Here is a 17,823-nt window from a genome sequence, read left to right as displayed (position 1 = left end):
ATCTCCCTGCCGACCGAGGCTGCGCTGGAGAAAAGGCGAAAAGGTGGCGGTGGCGTGGAAGATCATGTCCAACGGGGTTTGCCGTGGTTTCCGCCACTTGGCGCGCGGCTACGCTGGCGGCGGCGGGAAAAGACCGCTACGCTTGCGTCATGGCATTCCCTGTACGCGTACGCCGGATCGCACTACCGCTTCTGGCCCTGATCGCCACTACGCCGCTGATTGCGCAGACTGCGCCGCCGGCGGCTCCCCAGCAGCAGAGCCGGCAGCTGCCGCCGCTGCAGCCCGTGCCCCAAGGCCCGGATACGCCATGGCTGTTCAAGGGCAGCGATATCCCGCCGGACCGGTCATGGACCTATGGCGTGCTGCCGAACGGCCTGCGCTATGCGGTCCGCCACAATGGCGTCCCGCCGGGGCAGATCGCGATCCGAGTTGCGATCGATGCGGGCTCTCTGATGGAGACGGAGCAGGAGCGCGGTTTCGCGCACTTGCTGGAGCATCTGTCCTTCCGCGGATCCGCGCACGTGCCGGATGGCGAATCGAAGCGCGTGTGGCAGCGGCTGGGCGTGACCTTCGGGTCGGACAGCAATGCCGCCACCAGCTTTACCCAGACCGTCTACAAGCTCGATCTTCCCAGCGCGACTCAGGCCGGGCTGGACGAGAGCATGAAGATCCTTGCCGGCATGATGGCCGAGCCGACGATTACGCCGGCTTCGCTCAATGCCGAGCGACCCGTCGTGCTTGCCGAACAGCGCGAACAGCCGGGCCCGCAGATGCGCCTGGGCGACGCCACACGGGCGTTGTTCTTCACCGGCCAGCCGCTGGCCGATCGCTCGCCGATCGGCAATGTCGAGACCCTGCAGGCCGCGAGCGCCGACATGGTGCGCGCGTTCCACGAACGCTGGTACCGCCCCGACCGGGCGGTTGTGGTGATTGCGGGTGACGCGGACCCCAAGGTGCTCGAAGCCGCGGTAATCAAGCATTTCTCCGGCTGGCAGGCGAAAGGCCCGGCGCCGAAGACACCCGATTTCGGCAAGCCCAAGCCCGGCGGCCAGCTGAGTGCGGTGGTGAACGAGCCGGCGCTTCCAACGCTGGTGCAGATGGCGACGGTGCGTCCGTGGACCATCGGGGACGACACGATCCTGTTCAACCAGGAGCGGATGGTCGACCAGATCGCGATCCGGATCATCAATCGCCGCCTGGAAAGCCGCGCGCGGGCAGGGGCCAGCTATATCAGTGCGGGCGCCGACCTCGAGGATGTGTCGCGCTCGGCCAATATCACCGCGATTTCCATCCTGCCGGTAGGCAACGACTGGGAAGCCGCGGTGCGGGACGTGCGCGCGACCATCGCAAGCGCACTGCGCACGCCGCCGTCGCAGCAGGAAATCGACCGTGAAATCGGCGAGATCCGCGCTGCCATGGAGAATGCGGTCGCGACCTCGCGCGTGGACGCGGGCGCGAAGCTCGCCGACAATCTGGTCGAGGCGGTCGACATTCGCGAGACCGTCGCCGGACCGGAAACCTCGCTCCGCATCTTCGACGGTGCGGTCGCCGGCAAGTTCTTCACCCCCGCCAAGGTGCAGGCCGCCACGCGCAAGGTCTTCGACGGCGTCGAGACGCGCGCGCTGGTCAACACGCCGACGCCGGATCCTACCGCCGTCAACAAGCTGGCGGCCGCGATCCAGGCGGATGTCACCGTCGCCGCGGAAAAGCGCGGGCCGCAGCGGACGGTCAAGTTCAATGAACTTCCCAAGCTCGGCACCCCGGGGAAGGTAACCGGCCGCACGGTCGTCCTGACCGACCCGCAGATCGAGAAGGTGACCTTCGCGAACGGCGTCAACCTGCTGATGTTCCCGAACAATTCGGAAACCGGCAAGGTGTATGTCCAGGTTCGCTTCGGCCGCGGGATGAGCGCACTGCCGTCCGACCGGCGGACCCCTGCCTTTGCCGCCGATCTCGCGCTGGTCGCGGGCGGCGTCGGCAAGTTCGGCCAGGAGGAGCTCGACCGGCTCACCGGCGACCGGCAGATCGGCCTGTCGTTCGGCATGCAGGAGGATGCGTTCGTGCTGGGCGGTACGACCACTGCCGCCGATCTCAACGACCAGCTGCGGCTGATCGCGACCAAGCTGGCAGCGCCCGGCTGGGACCCCAAGCCTGTCGCCCGCGCCCGCGCGGTGATGCTCGCGAGCTATGACAGCCAGTCGTCGTCGCCCGTCGGCGTGCTCCAGCGCGACCTTGAAGGCCTGCTTCACGCGGGCGACGCGCGCTGGACCTCGCCCGATCGCAAGGACATCGAGGCGCTGGGTGCAAAGAGCTTCCGCGCCTTTTGGGAGCCGCTGCTCGCAAGCGGCCCGATCGAAGTCCAGGTATTCGGCGACACGACCGCTGACGCGACCATTGCGGCGGTGGCCAGCACCTTCGGCGCGCTGAAGCCGAGGCCGGCAGCCCCGGTTGCCAATGCGAACGTCCGCTTCCCGGATCATGTCAACACGCCGGTCGTGCGCACCCACACCGGCCAGCCGAATCAGGCCGCGGCGGTGATCGCCTGGCCGACGGGTGGGGGCAGCGCCGGGCTGACGGAGAGCCGCAAGCTCGAACTGCTCGCCGCGGTGTTCCGCGACCGGTTGCTCGACAAGCTGCGTTCGGAGGCCGGGGTGAGCTATACGCCCAACGTCGCCAATGACTGGCCCGTCGGCCTCCCGAGCGGCGGCAAGATCCTCGCCATCGGCGCGGTGCCGCCGGACAAGACGGACTTCTTCTTCGAGCTGGCGCGCGGGATCGCGGCCGATCTCGTGGCGAACCCGATTCCCGAGGATGAGCTTCGCCGCGCCCAGGCACCGGTGCTGCAGTTCATTTCGCGTGTGTCGAGCGGCAACATGTTCTGGATGCAGCAGACCGCCGGCGGCACGTTCGATCCCAAGCGGATCGACGCGATCAACACCATCGCGTCCGATATCGGCACCACGACGGCCGCGGATATCCAGGCGCTGGCAGCCAAGTATCTGCGGCCCGAAAAGGACTGGTCGCTGGTGGTGCTGCCGGAGAAAAAGGCGGAGTGATGAGGGGGCGGGGAGAAATCCCCGCCACCCTTGTTCGCGATGGCCCGGGTTCCTCCCTTCGCGAGGAGCAGCGGGCGACGTGCTATCCCTTGTAGAGGGCGTCCAGGCGTTCGCCGTACGCCTCGCGCAGCACATGGCGGCGGATCTTGAGGCTGGGCGTGAGCTGCTCGTTTTCGATGGTAAACGGGGCGTCGGCGAGGATGAAGCGCCGCACCCGCTCCGGGATCGCAAGCTCGCGGTTGACCCGCTCGACCGCTGCGCTGAGCGCCGCCCGGTAGGCGCTGTCCTCGCCCAGCCGCTTGAAGTCGCAGGCGGTGCGGTTGGCGGCGCACCATTGCTGCGTCCACTCCGGATCGACCACCACCACCGCGACCAGATAGGGCCTCCGGTCGCCGGCGATCATCGCCTGGGCGATCTCCGGCTGGAGGGTGAGCATGCCCTCCACCTTCTGCGGGGAGACATTGTCCCCCTTGTCGTTGACGATGATGTCCTTCTTGCGGTCGGTGATCTTGATTCGCCCGGCTTCATCGATGAGGCCGATGTCCCCGGTGTGGAGCCAGCCGTCCTTGAGCACGCGCGCGGATTCGACCTCGTTGCGCCAATAGCCGTGCATCACCAGTTCGCCGCGGACCAGGATCTCCCCGTCGTCTGCGATGCGGACCTCGGTGTTGGCGAGCGGCGGCCCGACGCTGTCCATCCGAACCCCGGCCGACGGCCGGTTGCAGGAAATGACCGGTCCCGCTTCCGTCTGGCCATAGCCCTGGAGGAAGGTAACGCCGAGCGCCTGGAAGAACAGCCCCACCTCTGGATTGAGCGGGGCGCCACCGGAAACCATCGCCTTCATCCGGCCGCCGAAGCGCCTGGCGATCTTGGGCCGGAACAGCTTGTTCACCGCCAACTGCGCGGGACGGTCGGTCAGCCGCAGCCGGCCCTCGCTCTCCTTGAGGCCAAGCTCGATCGCCTTGCCGAGCATATAGGCCGCCATGCCGCCCTGCTTCTCGATCGCCTTGGTGATCCGGGTGCGCAGCACCTCGAACAGCCGCGGAACGACGAACATGATCGTGGGGCGCACTTCCTCGATATTCGCGGCAAGCTTGTCGAGCCCTTCGGCGTAATAGATCTGCCCGCCCAGCCCGATGGCGAAGTGCTGCCCTCCGGTATGTTCATAGGCGTGGCTCAGCGGAAGGAACGACAGGAACACCTCGTTGCCCCAGCCGAAATCCTCGGCGATGACGGCCGAGCAGCCCGCGACATTGTGCAGGATCGCGCCGTGGTGCTGCATCACCCCGCGCGGCGCGCCGCCGGTGCCGCTGGTGTAGATGATGCAGGCAAGGTCGTCGCGCTGGAAGCTGGCCTCGCCTGCGGCCGCATCGGCGCTGGTGGGATGGTCGGCGATCAGCTGGTGCCAGCTGTGGATCTCGATGCTGCCCGGCTGGAGCAGGCGCACGTCCTCGATCCCGATGATCTTTTGCGGGGTCGAGGCGTGGAGTGCGGCTGGAATCAGCGCGCGCGCGAGCTTGGCCGTGGAGACGATCGCGGCGCAGGCGCCGGAATTCTCCATGATGTGCTGATGGTCCCGCTGGGTGTTGGTGACATAGGTCGGCACCGTGACACAGCCGGCAGCCATGATGGCGAGATCGGAGATGCACCATTCGGGGCGGTTCTCCGACACCAGCATGACCCGGTCGCCGCGCTTGAGCCCGAGTGCCTTCAGGCCGGCGGCCAGGCTCGCGACCTGGCGCGCGGCTTCTGCCCAGCTCGTGGGCTGCCATTCGCCCCCGGCCTTGTGCCACAGGAACGGCTTGTCGCCATTCGCGCGGGCGCGGGCGAAGAATATCGAGACGAGGTTCGGGAAATGCTCGAGGGTACGCATGGCCTCTCCTGCCGCCCCGGCGTCCGAAGGCCGGGGTCTTGCCTGTGGGTTATTCCGGGGGACGGGGGCCGAAACCGCCGACCCGGTTGATTTCGACGATGCTGCCGTCCTGCCGCATGGCCACGCCCTCGCTGCGCGGATCGGCGCCGCCGATCCAGCGGCCGTTGACCCGCTCCACTGCATTTGCCTTCAGGCCCAGCGGCGCGACCCGGACCGGTTCGCCCAGCGCCTCCAGGGCTGGGGCCATCGCGTCGAGCTGCGTGCCCTGCTCAAGCGTTGCGACCTTGCCCGGCGCGTAGATGAGGCCCAGGCCGATCGCGTCCTGTGCTGACATCTGCCAATCCAGCACCGCGATCAAGGCCTTGGAGATCTGGGCGATGATCGTAGACCCGCCGGCGGCGCCGATCACCATCCGCACCTTCCCGTCCGGACCGTACACGATCGTCGGGGACATCGAGCTGCGCGGCCGCTTGCCGCCCTGGACCCGGTTGGCGACGAGATAGCCGTTCTTCTCGGCCACGATATCGAAGTCGGTCAGCTCGTTGTTGAGCATGGTCCCGTTCACCGCCAGGCCCGAACCGAAGTAGCCTTCGATCGTCGAGGTGACCGCAACCGCGTTTCCGTGCGCGTCGGTGGCCGAGACATGGGTCGTGCCGGGCACTTCGCTCGCCTGTACGCGGATACGCGCGGGGGCACCGGCCGGAGTGCCCGGGGAGACGGTCGCCATGGTGCGCTCGGGCGAGATCAGGGCGGACCGCGCCGCGATATATTTGGGGTCGAGCAGGCCCTTTACCGGCACCGTCACATAGTCGGGGTCGGCGAGATACATGTCGCGATCGGCATAGGCGAGCCGCTGGCTCTCGGCGATCAGGTGCCAAGCAACCGGCGAATCCTTGCCGAGCTTCGCCATGTCGAACCGCTCGAGCTGCTTCAGGATCGTGAGCACGGCGACGCCGCCCGAGGAAGGCGGGCCCATGCCGCAGATGCGGTACACGCGGTAGCTTCCGCAGACCGGCTCCCGCTCCTTCGCGTCGTAGCTGGCGAGGTCGCCAGTGGTCATCTTGGATGGGTTGCGGGCGGCGGTATTGACGGTGGTGACGAGTTTCTGCGCGTCCGGCCCGACGTAGAAGCTGTCCGGACCCAGCCGCGCGAGGCGCTCGAAAAGGGCCGCTTGTTCCGGGTTCTTGAGGAGCGTGCCGACGGGCAGCGCCTTGCCATCGGGCCCGCGATAGTGCGCGCGCGTCCAGGCATCGACATGGGAGCCGAAGTTGTTGATGCCGGTGTTGAGCCGTTGGGTGATGCGGAACCCGTCGCGGGAAAGCCGAATCGCAGGCTCGAACAGCTTGGCCCAGGGGAGCTTGCCTCCACGCTGGTGGGCCAGGGCCCAGTTCCGCAGGTTGCCGGGCACGCCGACGCTGCGCCCGCCCGGAACCGCTGCGGAATGGCTCAGCGGATTGCCGTCGGGTGCGTAAAACCAGTGCGGGTCGGCGGCCGCAGGTGCCGCTTCGCGTCCGTCGATGGTGAGGAGCTTGCCGGTCCTGGCATCGTGCCCGACCCAGAATCCGCCGCCGCCGATGCCAGAGTTCTGCGGCTCGACCACATTGAGGGCGAGCAGCGTCGCGATGGCGGCATCGGTGGCACTGCCGCCGGCGCGCAGCATCTCTACCCCTGCGGCCGCGGCGCGGGGATCGGATGCACTGACCATGCCCTGTGCTGCGGGCTTGGGCGACTTCGTGGGGCGGGATGTCTGGGCATTGGCGGTGCCGCTCACGGTGAGCAGCAATGCGGCACAACTGAGAAAACGCTTCATGGCCGCAGGAGTAGCGGGGATTGCCGCGGGTGCAAAGGTGAGGGGGTGCGGCCGACGACCGCACCCCCCGGTATTTCAGCTGCGGCGCAACGACGCTGCGTATAGCGCGACCGCGGCAGCGTTGGAGACGTTGAGGCTTTCCACCTGATCGCTGATCGGCAGCCGCGCGAGGACATCGCAATGCGCCTCGGTGTTCTGGCGCATGCCTTCACCCTCGGCACCCAGCACCAGCGCGACCTTGTCCGAACCCATCGCCTGGTCGAGCGTCAGGTCGGTGTTGCCGGTGAGGCCGATCCGCCAATAGCCGGCCTCCGAAATCTCATCGAGCGCGCGGGAGAGATTCACCACCCGCACCCAGGGTACGATTTCCAGCGCGCCGGACGCCGTACGGGCGACCGTTCCGGACTCCGGCGGCGCATGCCTATCCTGGGTGACGATGCCGAGCGCGTCGAAGGCGGCGGCCGAGCGCAGGATTGCGCCGACATTGTGCGGATCGGTCACCTGGTCGAGCACCAGCAGCGGGCGGCTGTCGCCCCGCCCGCGCTCGATCAGGTCGCCCAGCCAGATGTCCTCCAGCGGGTCGACCTCTGCGACGAGCCCCTGGTGGGGCGCGTCATTGGGGACGAGCCGGCCGAGATCCGCCGCCTCGGCGTAGGTGACGTTGAGCGTCGACGGGATGTCGAGCTGGGAGATCGCCTCGTGCGTGCCCCACAGCTTGCGGACCGTGCGTTCGGGATTGGCCAGGGCGGCGAGCACCGCATGGCGCCCCCAGAATCGGGGGCGCTGCGGGGAACCCTGGCTGGGTCGATGACCACGACGTGCCATGCTTAGTCCTCCTGTACAGGCCAGGCGTAGGGGTCGGTCACCTTGGGCTGACGCGGCAAGGGCGGCTTGGGCAGCGGCTTGTCGGCGTTCGCAGCGTTCAGCAGGAACGAGGCCATGATGATCGACGCCTGGCGCAGGTCGTCTCCCTTCAAATGATCGAAGGTATCGGCGTTGGTGTGGTGGAGACGGCTGCCATAGTCGAGCGGATCCTGGATGAACTGGAAGCCCTGCAGGCCGACCGACTGGAAGAAATAGTGATCGGTGCTCGACGTCCGGCGCATGGCAACGGTGCTGGCGCCCATCGACTGGAACGGTGCAAGCCACTCCTTGAAGATCGGCACGGCCGCGACGTTGTTTTCCGCATAGATGCCGCGGATTTTGCCCGAGCCGTTGTCGAGGTTGAAATAGGCGGCAAGCTGGTCGTAGCCGGGCTTCTTCGTGATCGGCCAGCGCGAGGACCAGCCGTAGAAGCGGGCAAGGCCGGTCGTCGGGGCAGTCGCTGCCGGCGCGCGCGTCGCGATATGCTGTTCGATATAGGCGAGCGAACCGAGCAGGCCCTGTTCCTCACCGTTCCACAGCGCGAAGCGAATCGTGCGCTTTGGCCGTACGCCCATCTGGGAGAGAATGCGGGCGGCCTCCATCACCACCGCGGTGCCGGCGGCATTATCTGCGGCACCGTCACCGGCGGCCCAGCTGTCGAAGTGCGCGCCGGCCATGACATAGCCCGCCTTGGGGTCGGTGCCCGGGATCTCGGCGAGCACGTTGTATGCCTGCACGTCGCTGTCATCGAACTGGACGTTGCTGGTGACTTCCAGCGTCGGCGCCTTGCCGACGCGGGCGAGGCGGGCGAGGCGACGATAATCTTCTGCTGCGATCTCAATGCCCGGCACCGCCGGGGTCTGGTCGCGGCCGAACAGGTAGCCGCTGCCATGCAGCAGCTTGCCGTCGCGGTTCGACATGGTCGCCATCGCCACCGCGCCCTCGCTCTTGAGGAAGGCGTCCTGCTTCATCGAGAAGTCGAGACGCTTAAGCCGGCGGTCCGCGGCGGCCGGGTCATTGACCGGAGCCTCGAAGAAATCCTGGTCGTTGAGCTCCTGCTGGCTGAGGCGACGGAACGGCGCACGTTCCGGCTCGGAGCCGGTGTCGGGCTGCGTCACCATCACGATCTTGCCGGCGAGCTGGCCGCGATAGCGGGCGAAATCGGCTTCCTTGCTGATCGGCGCGACGATCACCGGCGCGGTGACCGTGCCGTTGGTGCCGGGCGTCCACGCGATCGGGATTGCCGTCAGCTGGATCGGGCGCGGCGTCACCATGCGCACGCTGGAGCTCACGATCGACCAGCCGCGGCCGAACTCGAACCCTTCCTTGCGAACGTTCTTCAGGCCGAATTCGCGGAACTTCGCCTGGGTCCACTCCTCGGCCTGGCGCATGCCGGGCGAGTTGGTCAGGCGGGGGCCGATCACATCGGTGAGGTGCTGCGCGATCGGCATCACCTCGGACTGGTTGGTGCCTTCGTCGATGATGCGGGCAACCGCTTCACGATCGACCGACTGAGCGGCAAGGGGTGTGGCAGCAACGGTTGCAAACAAGGCAATGGTGAGCGCGCGCATCGGGTTCCGTTCGTTCGAGGTAGAGAAAAAGCGTTCAAGTCGACGCTATGCGGGCCAGGAAAGCCGCGCAACCCGTTGACACCGAGCGGATCGGACGGCAATGGGCCACCTCGCTTCAGCGAAGCGGCCCCGTGGAAGGGTGGCCGAGTGGTTAAAGGCAGCAGACTGTAAATCTGCCCACGCAAGTGTACGCTGGTTCGAATCCAGCCCCTTCCACCATCCGCCCCGGCGCGGCGGATCGGTCCTCCCTCGAAAGGGACACCTGCGCTGCCGACCCCCTTGATCTTCATCATCGCAGCCGCCCTCGAAATCGGCGGATGCTTTGCGTTCTGGAAATGGGCCCGCCTCGACGGCTCGCCGCTGTGGCTGCTGCCCGGCATGGTGGCGCTCGCAGGCTTCGCCTGGACGCTCACCTTTGCCGATACGCCCGCGGCGGCGCGCGCCTATGCAGCCTATGGCGGCATCTATGTCGCGAGCTCGCTCGGCTGGATGTGGCTGGTAGAGGGCCTGCGGCCGGATCGCTGGGACCTGATCGGCGGCGGGCTGTGCGTGGCGGGCTGCCTCGCCATCCTGTTCGGGCCACGCTGAAGGCGGGCAGGTCGCGCATCCGCCCTCTTGCGTCGTTCGCAAGGCGCCGCTACCTCCGGCGCATCGGGCGGGTATAGCACAATGGTAGTGCAGCAGCCTTCCAAGCTGAATACACGGGTTCGATTCCCGTTACCCGCTCCATCCTCTTTCCGCCTCCGACCGCCATGGCCAATTGGCCGCGCGATTGCGGGAGCTGCGGACCAGCCCTAGAGAGCGCCGCCATGGCCCGCATCGAAACGCCCCGCCCCATTCGTGGCACCCAGGATATCTTTGGCGAAGACCAGCGCCGCTTTGGCCGGGTGGTCGATGCGTTCGAGCGCATCCGCCGGCTCTATTGCTTCAGCCGGGTCGAGCTGCCGGTGTTCGAATCGACCGCGGTGTTCGCGCGGTCGCTGGGTGAAACCACCGACGTTGTCTCCAAGGAGATGTACAGCTTCGAGGATCGCGGCGGTGATTCGCTCACCCTGCGCCCGGAATTCACCGCCGGCATCGCGCGCGCCTATCTGACCGACGGCTGGCAGCAGTACGCCCCGCTCAAGATCGCGACCCATGGCCCGGTGTTCCGCTACGAGCGGCCGCAGAAGGGGCGCTATCGCCAGTTCCATCAGCTCGACGCCGAGGTGATCGGCGCGGCCGAGCCGGGCGCCGACGTCGAGCTGCTCGCCTTCGCCGACCAGCTGCTGCGCGAACTCGGCATCGAGGGCGTGACGTTGCAGCTCAACACGCTGGGGGACGCGGATACGCGCGATGCCTGGCGCGCGGCCCTGGTCGCGCACTTCGAAGCCCATCGCGATGCGTTGAGCGAAGACAGCCTGGAGCGGCTCGGCAAGAACCCGCTGCGCATTCTGGATTCCAAGGACCCGCGCGACCGGCCGATCGCCGACGCGGCTCCCGGCATCGATGCCTATCTCACCGCCGAAGCGGCGGACTTCTTCGCTGCCGTAACCGCCGGACTGGACGCCGCCGGTGTGCGCTGGACGCGTAATGACCGATTGGTGCGCGGCCTGGACTATTATCGCCACACCGCGTTCGAGTTCGTGACCGACCGGCTGGGCGCGCAGGGCACGGTGCTTGCCGGCGGGCGTTACGACGGCCTGATCGGCTCGCTCGGCGGCCCGGAAACGCCGGGCGTGGGCTGGGCTGCGGGCATCGAGCGGCTGGCGATGCTGTTGGATGGCGCCCCGGCCCCGCAGCTCGGCGTTGCCGTGGTGGTCGAGGACGAGCGTGCGCTGGCGCAGGGCGTCGCGGCGGTCGCTCGTCTGCGCAGGGCGGGGCTGGTCGCCGATCTCGTCGCGACCGGATCACCGCGCAAGCGCTACGACAAGGCCCTTAAGCTGGAGCCCGCGGAGACGATGTCGCTCCGCTTCGAGGGCGACGCGCCGGTGACGGCGTTCCGGACGCTGCGCGGGGAACCGCGCGCCGAGCAGGTCTTGCAGACGGCATGACCGCCATTTCCCCCGACCGCATCGCGCAGATCGAGGCGCGTCTGGACGAGTTGCAGGCGCTGATGGCGACGGGCGAATTGCCCGGCGACCGCTTTGTCGCGGTGTCGAAGGAATATGCCGAACTCGAGCCGGTCGCCAAAGCTGCCGGCGAGGTCCGGCGGCTGCGGGCCGAATCCGTATCGCTGGAACAGATGACCAGTGACGGCGACGAAGAGCTGCGCCGGATGGCGACCGAGGAGCTGTACGAGAATCGCGAACAGCTGGCCGAGGCAGAGCGCGCGCTGGCGCTCGCGCTGCTTCCCCGCGACGCCGCCGACGAGCGCCCGGCGATGCTGGAAATCCGTGCGGGTACCGGCGGGGACGAGGCGGCGCTGTTCGCAGGCGACCTGTTCCGCATGTACCAGCGCTATGCCGACAGCCGCGGCTGGAAGGTCGAGATGATTTCGGCCAGTCCCTCGGACGCCGGCGGGTTCAAGGAAGTCGTCGCCTCGGTAACGGGGCAGGGCGTGTTCGCCCGGCTCAAGTTCGAAAGCGGCGTGCACCGTGTCCAGCGCGTGCCGGTGACGGAAAGCGGCGGTCGCATCCACACGTCGGCGGCGACCGTCGCGGTGCTGCCCGAAGCCGAGGAAGTCGACGTGCAGATCGACGACAAGGATCTGCGGATCGACGTCTATCGTTCGTCGGGGCCGGGCGGCCAGTCCGTCAACACGACCGATTCCGCCGTCCGCATCACCCATCTGCCCACCGGGCTGGTGGTGATCCAGCAGGATGAGAAGTCGCAGCACAAGAACAAGGCCAAGGCGCTCAAGGTGCTGCGTACGCGTTTGTATGAAGCAGAGCGCGAGCGGCTTGCCTCCGAACGTTCGGGTACGCGCAAGGCGATGGTGGGGTCCGGCGACCGATCGGAGCGGATCCGGACCTATAATTTCCCCCAGGGACGCGTGACCGATCACCGGATCAACCTGACCCTGCACCGCCTGCCGGAAATCCTGGAGGGCGAGATGGACGAGCTGATCGGCGCGCTGATCGCCCAGGACGAAGCGGAGCGACTGGCGACGCTCGACGGGGCGTGACCTCCGCGACCGCCCGGCAGGCGATCGGCGAAGCCGCAGGGCGCATCGCGGCCCTGTCGGACACGCCGCGGCTCGATGCCGAGCTGCTGATGGCCCATGCGATGGGCGTCGAACGCGACACCTTGTTGCTGGCCCGCCTGGACCATGCCGTGCCGGATAGCTTCGCCGCGCTCGTCGAGGCGCGGCTTGCGCACACGCCGATCGCCTATCTGACGGGACGCCGCGCATTCTGGACCATCGAGCTGGAGGTGGGCCCCGGCGCGCTGGTTCCCCGTGCCGACAGCGAGACCCTGATCGAGGCGGCCGTTGCGCACTTCGGCAGCCGCGCTCCGGCGACGATCCTCGACCTCGGCACGGGGCCAGGAACGCTGCTGCTGGCGGCGCTTGACCAATGGCTGCAGGCGCATGGGCTCGGGATCGATCGCTCGGAAGAGGCGCTGGCCTATGCGCGTCGCAATGCCGCCCGGCTGGGCATGGCGGATCGCGCGGACTTCGCGCTCGGCGACTGGGCAGCGGGGCTCGACGGGAGTTTCGACCTGGTGCTGACGAACCCGCCCTATATCGGGACGGAGGAGGTGCTGCCGCGCGAAGTGGCCGTGCATGAGCCCGCGGGCGCGCTGTTCGCAGGACCCGACGGGCTCAACGCCTATCGGCTGCTGGCGCCGCAGTTGGCGCGGTTGCTTGCGCCCGGCGGCGTTGCGGTGGTGGAGATAGGATCTACTCAGGCGGAGGCAGTATCCGCACTGCTTCGCGAGCAGGGAATGTCGACGAGCATCAGGGCGGATCTTGCCGGCCATCCGCGTGCCGTGGTGGCAGCTTGAATTGAGGATGCGTGGTGCCCACATTTCCCCTTGGAGATCGCCTGCGCAGCCGCTAATACCGGGGCGGGGCAAGCCACCTTCGGCCAAAGCTAGGGTGAATACGGGGCATCGCTCCCTCCAGCGTCATGCGCGCCACTGCGGTCCGGTGGCCATGGCAGACGGGGTCGCGCAGCGGCGCGTCTCTGCGACAGGCAGCATCCGGGATCGACAGGATCGACGGACAGTTTTGAACGGGACACACACACGTTGATAAACAACCGGCAAGTCGGCCGCCGTCGCGGTCGTGGTGGACAACGCCCTCAGGGTGGCGGAAACCCGGGCCGTTCTGATAACGGCAATCGCATCGACAGTCGCGCACGTGGCAATGCCGCGCAGCTGCTGGAGAAGTACAGGAACCTTGCTCGCGACGCGCAGATGCAGGGCGATCGGGTGAATTCGGAATATTATTTCCAGTTTGCCGATCATTATTTCCGCGTCCTCAACGACAACAAGGCGCGCGTCGAAGAGAATCAGCGTCAACGCGGCGACTTCAACTCGGAAGATGAGGGCGAGGAGTTCGAGTTCGACGGTGAGAACAACGGCGAGCGCTCCCAGCGCGAGGATCGTCCTCAGCGTGAGGATCGTCCGCAGCGCGACGGCCGCCCGCAGCGTGAAGAGCGAGCGCAGCGTGACGATCGCGAAGCACGCGAGGATCGCCCCGAGCGTGAAGAGCGCGCCCAGCGCGAAGATCGCCCCCGGCGCGAGGATCGTCCGCAGCGCGAGGATCGCGTACAGCGTGACGCGCGTCCCCGGATGGATCGTGCCCCGCGCGGCGAACGTCCGCAGCTCACCCAGACCGAGGTGAACGGTGCCGCAGTCGAGCAGGAAGAGCCGATGACGCCAGTCGCGGCCAACGGTGGCGAAGCACCTTCCGGCGAAGTCGAGGTCCGCGCGCCCCGCACCCGTACGCGTGCCCGTCGCCGGGACGAGGAACAGCCGGTCGAGGCTGCCCCCGAAATGCATGGCATCGAGGCCGATCGGCTGCCGCCCGCACTGGGCTCAGTCGACGTTCAGGGAGAGGAGCGTCCGCGCCGTCGGCGCCGTGTCCGCACCGACGACGAGGCAATGCCGCCGGCAGCCTGAAGTCTGACGGAACAAAGAAATGGGCCGGTGCCGCATCCGCGGTTCCGGCCCTTCTTTTATTCTGGGCCTTTACTCGCGCCCCGGGATTCGTCGGGCGGATCCTTGCTGGTGAAGCGATCCACCGCCGCGTCATGCCCGCTGCCGGAACTCAGGAAGATCAGGCCCATCAGCGCCGCGGCCATCAGGACGGATAGGCCCACCCCCAGCACGGTCGCGATGATCATGTGGATCGGCAGCGGCCCCAGCAAATGCCACAGCAGCGCCACCGCCGCGCCGGCTGCGCCTGCGGCAAGCACCGCCATCCAGCCCAACAGTCGACGAAACCGGCGCCACGCGAACGGCGCATAGGTGGGATCGTCGAGTGGATCGGGTTCATCCTGCAGCATCGCCTTGCATTCCCACCGAAACATGGGATGCTCAACCCCCGCCGAACAATAGCGGCGCCATAGGAGGGTCCGATGACCATCGCGGTGATCCTGAGCGGCAAGGGCCATGACGTGGTCTCGATCGATGCGACGCGAACGGTGGGGGACGCGGTTCACCTCCTCGCCGAACAGCGGATCGGCGCGGTGCCGGTGCTCGATGGCGACGCCATCCTGGGCGTGTTTTCCGAGCGCGACGTGATCGGTTGCCTGCACCACGAAGGGGCTGCGATCCTGGATCGTCTCGTCACCTCGGCGATGACGGCGCCTGCGGTCACGGTTTCGCCGGCAGAGCCGGTGCTCGCCGCGCTCTCGCTGATGACCCGCCGACGGATCCGCCACCTGCCCGTCGTGGAAGATGGGGGGCTTGTCGGCATCGTCTCGATCGGCGACCTCGTGAAGCACCGCATCGAACTGATCGAGGCGGAAGCCCAGGCGATGCGTGCTTATATCAGCAGTTGAGCCGGCGCGCCGCGGAGACGGTGGCGAGCAGTTGACTTTCCTCCCCGCCGCGGGCGTTTGGAGCGCATGAAGTCCTTTGCGAGCCGCCTGGTCTGGCATGCCAAGCGGTTGCACCACCGCCGTGTGGCGGCAGCAGTGCTGTCCACCGCCCCGATCCAGCCACGCGACGACGGGGTCATCCTGTTCTCGATGGTGGGAACAGCGGCGGTCCTGCCCGCGCTGGTCGCGCTCAAGTCTCTCCACGCGCATCTTGGACGCGGACGCGTCGCGTTGCTCGATGACGGCACCCTGACGGACGCAGATCGCGCAATCTTCGCGCATCATCTGGGGGATCCAGACATCACTCATATCGACGCGGTCGATACGGGCGCGATGCCAACCGGCGGCGCCTGGGAACGGTTGCTTCACCTGCTCGAACTGCGTCGCGATCACTATGTGGTGCAGGTCGATTCGGACACGGTGACGCTCGGCGACGTGCCGGAAGTGGCCGGGGCCATCGACGCCGCTCGGGACTTCACCCTCCGCGGCGAGGCGAACTCCGAGCTTGTCGACATTGCGGAGCTTCGCGCCCGATACGCCGGGGCGGATCCGCGCCGCCCCGGCCTGCATGTCCAGGAAGCGGCAGAGACCGCCCTGGGCCAGGTGCAGGGCATGGGCGATCGGCTTCATCGGTACGTGCGTGGCTGCGCCGGCTTTGCCGGGTTCTCGCCTGGCGGGCCGGGAAGGGACCTGGCCGAAGCCTTCTCGCTGGAGATGGATTGTCTGATCGGGCGCGAGCGCTGGGATCGGTGGGGTAGCGAGCAGGTGACCTCGAACGTGGTGGTGGCCAATGGCCGCGATCCCCTGCTGCTGCCGTACGATCGCTATTGCAATCATGAGGACCGGCCGCTGCCGCCGGACGTGCGCTTTGCGCATTTCATCGGGACGTGCCGGTTTCATGGCACCGCCTATCGGGATGCAACCCGCGCGAGCATCGCATCGCTGGAACGAGGCGGAAGGGCTTAGCCCCGCGCTCGAACCATTGCGATTGCGTCCCGCAGGGTAGCCCGGGCGAACAGCATCAATCCGCCGAGGTACGCCGCGGCCCCCACCAGCACGAGCACGCCCAGGCGTCCGATAGGCGCGAGTGGTGGCAGGCCAGTGTCCACCGCTCCCACCACCAGCGCCATTGCGGTTGCGGCTACGACAGGCGGCGCGATCGCCCGTAGATAGGTGCCAGCAGGGACGCCGATCACCGGCAAGGCGCGGGTCGCGACGATCGCCAGCAGGAGCGGATGCGCGACGATCCAGGCCGCGGCGATGCCCGCGATGCCGTATTGAACCCCGATCAGGAACGTGACGGGCAGCAGGACCGCGCCGATTGCGGTGGTGCTCGCCGTGACGCCGGGTCGGCCCGCTGAATCGATCGCCGGCTGGAACAATGTCTGCAGCGTCCAGCAGGGCATGGCGATCGCGAGCAGGCGGATCAGCGGTGCCGTCTCCAGCCACTTGGGCCCGAGCACGACATGGACCAGCGGCTCGGCAATGACGGCGATGCCGAAGTAGAACGGCATTGCGGCCAGCATCACCAGCCGCACCGCTCCCGGGAAGGCCCCAGCGATGTCGCCGCCCGATTGCCGCAGGCGGGCATAGGCGGAGAAGGCGACCTCGTTGAGCGGGGGCACGACCTTGTTGGCGAAGACTTGCGTCAGGAACAGCGCCGTGGTGTAGATCCCGACCTGGTGCGCATCGAACCAGCGCCCCGCGATCAGCACATCTGCCTGGCTCTGCGCGAAGTTGAGGAGCCCCGATGCGGCGACCAATCCGCCGAACCGTGCGAGATGCCCCGATCCGGCGAAGCGGAAGCTCGGCCATATCAGTGACCGCGCCGCGATGGTGAGCCCGATCGCTCGCGTATAGAACAGCACTGCCGGCGCCAGAACCAGCGTCCATACGCCCAGCCCGCCATAGGCCCCCGCCAATGCCGCAATCGCGCCCGCGACCGAGGACGCGAGATTGACCTGGGCCTGCCGACGGAACTCCATCTTTCGGGCGAGGAGCGCATAGGCAAGCGAGGCAAAGGGGGTGGGGAGATACAGCAGCGCCTGCACCTGGAGCAGCCGCGCCACCATCGGCTCGCGATAATAGTCGGCCACCAGCGGCGCTGCGGCGAGCTGAAGCACCGCCAGCACCCCGTTGAGCAGCAGCAGCATGCCAAAGACTTGCGCGATCTCTCGCCGGCCGACGTCGGCATGCTGGATCACGGCATTGGCGAGGCCATAGCCGTTGAGCATGCTCAGCAGCAGCAGCACGACCCCCGTCATCGCGACGAGCCCATAGTCCGAAGGCGTCAGCACCCGGATCACCAGGAAGGTGGATGCCCAGGCGATCAACTGGCCGAGGATCTGCGTGCCCGAGCGCCAAAGCACCGCGGAGCGGACCTGTTGCCGCAGCGATCCGCCGGGTGGCTCTGCTTTCTGAACGCGGGCTTCCATGCGGTTCGCCTATGCCGGGCGGGCGCGGCGCGCCACAAGAACCACGGCGGTGGCGTCCCGATCCGGGGCTATGCCGGCAGGGTGGCCTCCCCAGCGGTTTAAGCCCCTCGTTCAGAAATTTCAGAAAACTGTCATCGAATCGCTTGACGGTTTGTTGGGTGTTCCGTAGAGGCCTGTTCACCGGACGGGGCGGCCTTCACGGCCTGCCAGGGACGGTTCTGAAACGCGAGGCACCGGGCCAC

Annotated in this window: 14 protein-coding genes and 2 tRNA genes; 10 read left to right on the top strand and 6 right to left on the bottom strand. The window is 67.6% G+C overall.

Annotation, left to right across the window (positions count from 1 at the left end):
* Positions 1 to 149: 149 nt before the first annotated feature.
* Positions 150 to 3,056 (top strand): M16 family metallopeptidase, encoded by a 2,907-nt coding sequence (locus QP045_RS05115; RefSeq protein ID WP_422513890.1) that lies wholly within the window; start codon positions 150 to 152, stop codon positions 3,054 to 3,056.
* Positions 3,057 to 3,138: 82 nt separating this feature from the next.
* Here QP045_RS05115 and QP045_RS05110 read toward each other — a convergent pair whose 3' ends face one another.
* The 4 genes from QP045_RS05110 to QP045_RS05095 form a co-directional block, all read right to left on the bottom strand.
* The gene (locus QP045_RS05110; RefSeq protein ID WP_422513889.1) at positions 3,139 to 4,929 is read right to left on the bottom strand and encodes an AMP-dependent synthetase/ligase; all 1,791 of its coding nucleotides are present in this window, start codon (positions 4,927 to 4,929) and stop codon (positions 3,139 to 3,141) included.
* A 49-nt stretch (positions 4,930 to 4,978) separates the two neighbouring features.
* The gene (gene ggt / locus QP045_RS05105) at positions 4,979 to 6,739 is read right to left on the bottom strand and encodes a gamma-glutamyltransferase (protein ID WP_422513888.1); all 1,761 of its coding nucleotides are present in this window, start codon (positions 6,737 to 6,739) and stop codon (positions 4,979 to 4,981) included.
* 75 nt (positions 6,740 to 6,814) lie between these two features.
* The gene (rlmB, locus tag QP045_RS05100) at positions 6,815 to 7,564 is read right to left on the bottom strand and encodes a 23S rRNA (guanosine(2251)-2'-O)-methyltransferase RlmB (RefSeq protein WP_422513887.1); all 750 of its coding nucleotides are present in this window, start codon (positions 7,562 to 7,564) and stop codon (positions 6,815 to 6,817) included.
* A gap of 2 nt (positions 7,565 to 7,566) precedes the next feature.
* Positions 7,567 to 9,174, bottom strand: a complete 1,608-nt coding sequence (locus tag QP045_RS05095; RefSeq protein WP_422513886.1) for a M20/M25/M40 family metallo-hydrolase — start codon at positions 9,172 to 9,174, stop codon at positions 7,567 to 7,569.
* A 133-nt stretch (positions 9,175 to 9,307) separates the two neighbouring features.
* Here QP045_RS05095 and QP045_RS05090 point away from each other — a divergent pair.
* The 7 genes from QP045_RS05090 (at position 9,308) to QP045_RS05060 (ending at position 14,223) form a co-directional block, all read left to right on the top strand.
* A tRNA-Tyr gene (locus QP045_RS05090) sits at positions 9,308 to 9,393 on the top strand.
* A 48-nt stretch (positions 9,394 to 9,441) separates the two neighbouring features.
* Positions 9,442 to 9,762 carry a YnfA family protein gene (locus tag QP045_RS05085; protein WP_422514132.1) on the top strand — a complete coding sequence of 107 codons (321 nt, stop codon included), beginning with the start codon at positions 9,442 to 9,444 and terminating at the stop codon, positions 9,760 to 9,762.
* A 67-nt stretch (positions 9,763 to 9,829) separates the two neighbouring features.
* A tRNA-Gly gene (locus QP045_RS05080) sits at positions 9,830 to 9,903 on the top strand.
* An 80-nt stretch (positions 9,904 to 9,983) separates the two neighbouring features.
* Entirely contained in the window at positions 9,984 to 11,207 is a 1,224-nt protein-coding gene (gene hisS, locus QP045_RS05075) for a histidine--tRNA ligase (RefSeq protein WP_422513885.1), read from the top strand.
* The gene (prfA, locus tag QP045_RS05070; RefSeq protein WP_422513884.1) at positions 11,204 to 12,280 is read left to right on the top strand and encodes a peptide chain release factor 1; all 1,077 of its coding nucleotides are present in this window, start codon (positions 11,204 to 11,206) and stop codon (positions 12,278 to 12,280) included. The genes hisS and prfA overlap by 4 nt, the downstream gene beginning before the upstream one ends.
* Entirely contained in the window at positions 12,277 to 13,101 is an 825-nt protein-coding gene (prmC, locus tag QP045_RS05065) for a peptide chain release factor N(5)-glutamine methyltransferase (RefSeq protein WP_422513883.1), read from the top strand. Before prfA ends, prmC begins: the two co-directional genes overlap by 4 nt.
* A gap of 246 nt (positions 13,102 to 13,347) precedes the next feature.
* Positions 13,348 to 14,223 carry a DUF4167 domain-containing protein gene (locus QP045_RS05060; RefSeq protein ID WP_422513882.1) on the top strand — a complete coding sequence of 292 codons (876 nt, stop codon included), beginning with the start codon at positions 13,348 to 13,350 and terminating at the stop codon, positions 14,221 to 14,223.
* Between the two features lie 56 nt (positions 14,224 to 14,279).
* Here the strand turns inward: QP045_RS05060 and QP045_RS05055 are convergent, their stop codons facing one another.
* Positions 14,280 to 14,609, bottom strand: a complete 330-nt coding sequence (locus QP045_RS05055) for a hypothetical protein (protein WP_422513881.1) — start codon at positions 14,607 to 14,609, stop codon at positions 14,280 to 14,282.
* 72 nt (positions 14,610 to 14,681) lie between these two features.
* On the opposite strand from QP045_RS05055, the gene QP045_RS05050 reads away from it, so the two are divergent.
* Both QP045_RS05050 and QP045_RS05045 read left to right on the top strand, forming a co-directional pair.
* On the top strand, positions 14,682 to 15,107 hold the full coding sequence (locus QP045_RS05050; RefSeq protein WP_422513880.1) for a CBS domain-containing protein: 426 nt from the start codon (positions 14,682 to 14,684) through the stop codon (positions 15,105 to 15,107).
* 66 nt (positions 15,108 to 15,173) lie between these two features.
* Positions 15,174 to 16,112, top strand: coding sequence for a hypothetical protein (locus tag QP045_RS05045; RefSeq protein ID WP_422513879.1), 939 nt, complete (start codon positions 15,174 to 15,176; stop codon positions 16,110 to 16,112).
* Here QP045_RS05045 and QP045_RS05040 read toward each other — a convergent pair.
* Positions 16,109 to 17,581: a lipopolysaccharide biosynthesis protein gene (locus QP045_RS05040; protein ID WP_422513878.1), complete on the bottom strand. Its 1,473-nt coding sequence runs from the start codon at positions 17,579 to 17,581 to the stop codon at positions 16,109 to 16,111. The genes QP045_RS05045 and QP045_RS05040 overlap by 4 nt on opposite strands.
* Positions 17,582 to 17,823: the final 242 nt, after the last annotated feature.

Source organism: Sphingomonas sp. 3-13AW (assembly GCF_049311085.1).
Lineage (GTDB): Bacteria > Pseudomonadota > Alphaproteobacteria > Sphingomonadales > Sphingomonadaceae > Sphingomonas.
This window is presented reverse-complemented; position numbering and strand designations above follow the sequence as displayed.

Coding starts and splice junctions, on each gene's coding strand:
- QP045_RS05115 (WP_422513890.1), top strand. CDS start 150: ATGGCATTCCCTGTACGCGTACGCCGGATCGCACTACCGCTTCTGGCC.
- QP045_RS05110 (WP_422513889.1), bottom strand. CDS start 4,929: ATGCGTACCCTCGAGCATTTCCCGAACCTCGTCTCGATATTCTTCGCC.
- ggt (WP_422513888.1), bottom strand. CDS start 6,739: ATGAAGCGTTTTCTCAGTTGTGCCGCATTGCTGCTCACCGTGAGCGGC.
- rlmB (WP_422513887.1), bottom strand. CDS start 7,564: ATGGCACGTCGTGGTCATCGACCCAGCCAGGGTTCCCCGCAGCGCCCC.
- QP045_RS05095 (WP_422513886.1), bottom strand. CDS start 9,174: ATGCGCGCGCTCACCATTGCCTTGTTTGCAACCGTTGCTGCCACACCC.
- hisS (WP_422513885.1), top strand. CDS start 9,984: ATGGCCCGCATCGAAACGCCCCGCCCCATTCGTGGCACCCAGGATATC.
- prfA (WP_422513884.1), top strand. CDS start 11,204: ATGACCGCCATTTCCCCCGACCGCATCGCGCAGATCGAGGCGCGTCTG.
- QP045_RS05055 (WP_422513881.1), bottom strand. CDS start 14,609: ATGCTGCAGGATGAACCCGATCCACTCGACGATCCCACCTATGCGCCG.
- QP045_RS05050 (WP_422513880.1), top strand. CDS start 14,682: ATGACCATCGCGGTGATCCTGAGCGGCAAGGGCCATGACGTGGTCTCG.
- QP045_RS05045 (WP_422513879.1), top strand. CDS start 15,174: ATGAAGTCCTTTGCGAGCCGCCTGGTCTGGCATGCCAAGCGGTTGCAC.
- QP045_RS05040 (WP_422513878.1), bottom strand. CDS start 17,581: ATGGAAGCCCGCGTTCAGAAAGCAGAGCCACCCGGCGGATCGCTGCGG.